This window comes from Streptomyces sp. NPDC006265, from assembly GCF_040613555.1.
Classification (GTDB): Bacteria; Actinomycetota; Actinomycetes; order Streptomycetales; family Streptomycetaceae; genus Streptomyces.
In genome coordinates this window covers 1-2077 of sequence record NZ_JBEXSH010001217.1, presented here as the reverse complement: position 1 = coordinate 2077, position 2077 = coordinate 1, and the positions used below count along the sequence as shown (strand labels likewise).

The following is a 2077-nucleotide window of genomic DNA, read 5'->3' as shown; positions in this document are numbered from 1 at the left end:
GAGGCGAGGCCATCGAGGGCGGCCCGGAAGCCGGGGCGGACGGTGCGCAGGTCGGTGGGTTCGAGGTCGAACTCCAGACGGACGACGCCGTCCTCGAAGCTGCGCTTCTGGGTGTAGCCGGCGTCGGTGAACACCTTGATCATCTTGGTGTTGGCGGGCAGCACCTCGGCGGCGAAGCGGCGGATGCCGCGCTCGCGGGCGACGGCGCCGATGTGTTCGAGCAGGGCGGAGGCGACCCCGCGGCCCTGATGGGCGTCCTGGACGAGGAAGGCGACCTCGGCCTCGTCGGCGGGTGCCGACGCGGGCGTTCCGTCCGCGCCGATCCGGTCGTAGCGTACGGTGGCGATGAACTCGCCGCCGACCGTGGCCGCGAGTCCCACCCGGTCCACAAAGTCGTGGTGCGTGAAGCGGTGGACGTCCTTGGCGGACAGGCGAGGGTACGGCGCGAAGAAGCGGTAGTACTTCGACTCGTCGGAGACCTGCTCATAGAAGCTGACCAGGCGATCGGCGTCATCAACGGTGATGGGCCGGATGCGCGCGGTACCCCCGTCGCGCAGCACCACGTCGGCTTCCCAGTGGGCGGGATACTCGTGCCGGTCCGGCGAGGTCTGCATGGGCCCCAGAGTACGGCTAGCGCCTGACAGTGGCGCGAGGCAGTCTGTGGAGGGCGTCAGTCGGGTCGAGGCCGCGATCCGACTGCACCCCTGGAGTGGAACGCGAGGACCGCTCCTGGTGGGCTTCACCATATGGGAAACTGGTCTAGACAACCCTGAACACCGAAGGGCAGCAACACATGGCTGAGCGCCGCGTCAACGTCGGCTGGGCCGAGGGTCTCCACGCCCGCCCCGCCTCCATCTTCGTCCGAGCCGCCACGGCCGCAGGCGTCCCGGTGACGATCGCCAAGGCTGACGGCAACCCCGTCAACGCGGCCTCCATGCTGGCCGTCCTGGGCCTCGGCGCCCAGGGGGGTGAGGAGATCGTCCTCGCCTCCGACGCCGAGGGCGCGGACGCCGCACTGGACCGGCTCGCCAAGCTGGTCTCCGAGGGTCTCGAGGAACTCCCTGAGACCGTCTGATTCACCGAGCGCCCGATCCGGCGCACAGCGAAGGGCTCGCCCGAATTCACCGGGCGGGCCCTTCGTCGTTCCCGGTCAAGGCGGGGGGAATTCCGAAGAATCCGGGCAGCGAAAATCAACCCCCGCGAATTATCCGCTCTCTTTGTATACGGCTGCCGTGTTAATGCCGCGGGCTCGCCGTGTTTACGGGATGTTGCGAGTTCCTCACACGGTCGGCGCGCTCGTGGCCGGAGCCGAACCGCAGGCGGTGCGCGCCCTTCGCGCGCTCGATGTGCAGCGCCGTGACCGCCCGCGCGCGCTCGCCGTCCCCGCGCGCCACCGCGTCCACGATCGCACCGTGCTCGGTCCAGGACTCCACCGGACTGGCCGGCGCCTCCACGGCGTACATCCAGGCGATCTTGTGGCGGAGCTGGGTGAGCATCGAGGTCAGCGCCGGGCTGCCGGAGGCCTGGGCGAGCGTCTCGTGGAACCAGCCGCCCAGGGAGCGCAGGTCGTCGCTGTTGCCCCGGCGAGCCCGCTCCTGGCCCATCCGGACCAGGCCGCGCAGGACCTTAAGATGCGCCTCGGTGCGACGCTGGGCGGCGCGGGCCGCACCGAGCGGCTCCAGCAGCATGCGCATCTCCAGCAGGTCGCCGGCCTCCTGCTCGGTGGGTTCCGCCACGCACGCGCCCGCGTGTCGGCGGGTCACCACGAAACCCTCGGCCTCGAGCGTGCGCAGCGCTTCCCGGACGGGCACCCGCGAGACGCCGTAGCGGCGCGCGAGGAGTTCCTCGGTGAGCCGGCTGCCGCGTGCGTGGACACCCGCGACGATGTCGTCCCGGATGGCCGTGCACACCGAGTGCGCGGGAATACGCATGACCGACCTCCGCTTAATCCCCGTGAAACGCCGACGAGCGGCGTGCGTTCCGTGACTCTATTGCAATGAGCCGGAATTTCCGACGGCAGGCGACAATCCATGGATATTTTTTGGACAGTGGGCGACCGTAAACGCCGAAAGCCCCG

At 69.8% G+C, this 2077-nt stretch carries 3 protein-coding genes; 1 reads left to right on the top strand and 2 read right to left on the bottom strand.

Annotated features, from left to right (window positions below; genetic code table 11):
• On the bottom strand, positions 1-614 hold a 614-nt coding region (locus ABZ281_RS47275), incomplete at its 3' end, for a GNAT family N-acetyltransferase (RefSeq protein WP_356664790.1).
• A 179-nt stretch (positions 615-793) separates the two neighbouring features.
• On the opposite strand from ABZ281_RS47275, the gene ABZ281_RS47270 reads away from it, so the two are divergent.
• Positions 794-1075, top strand: coding sequence for an HPr family phosphocarrier protein (locus ABZ281_RS47270; RefSeq protein WP_003993478.1), 282 nt, complete (start codon positions 794-796; stop codon positions 1073-1075).
• A 160-nt stretch (positions 1076-1235) separates the two neighbouring features.
• On the opposite strand, the gene ABZ281_RS47265 is transcribed toward ABZ281_RS47270, so the two are convergent.
• Positions 1236-1931, bottom strand: a complete 696-nt coding sequence (locus tag ABZ281_RS47265) for a GntR family transcriptional regulator (RefSeq protein WP_356664788.1) — start codon at positions 1929-1931, stop codon at positions 1236-1238.
• Positions 1932-2077 lie beyond the last annotated feature (146 nt).

Excerpts from the sequence above, each read along its gene's own strand:
- ABZ281_RS47270 (WP_003993478.1), top strand. The coding sequence starts at position 794 with ATGGCTGAGCGCCGCGTCAACGTCGGCTGGGCCGAGGGTCTCCACGCC.
- ABZ281_RS47265 (WP_356664788.1), bottom strand. The coding sequence starts at position 1,931 with ATGCGTATTCCCGCGCACTCGGTGTGCACGGCCATCCGGGACGACATC.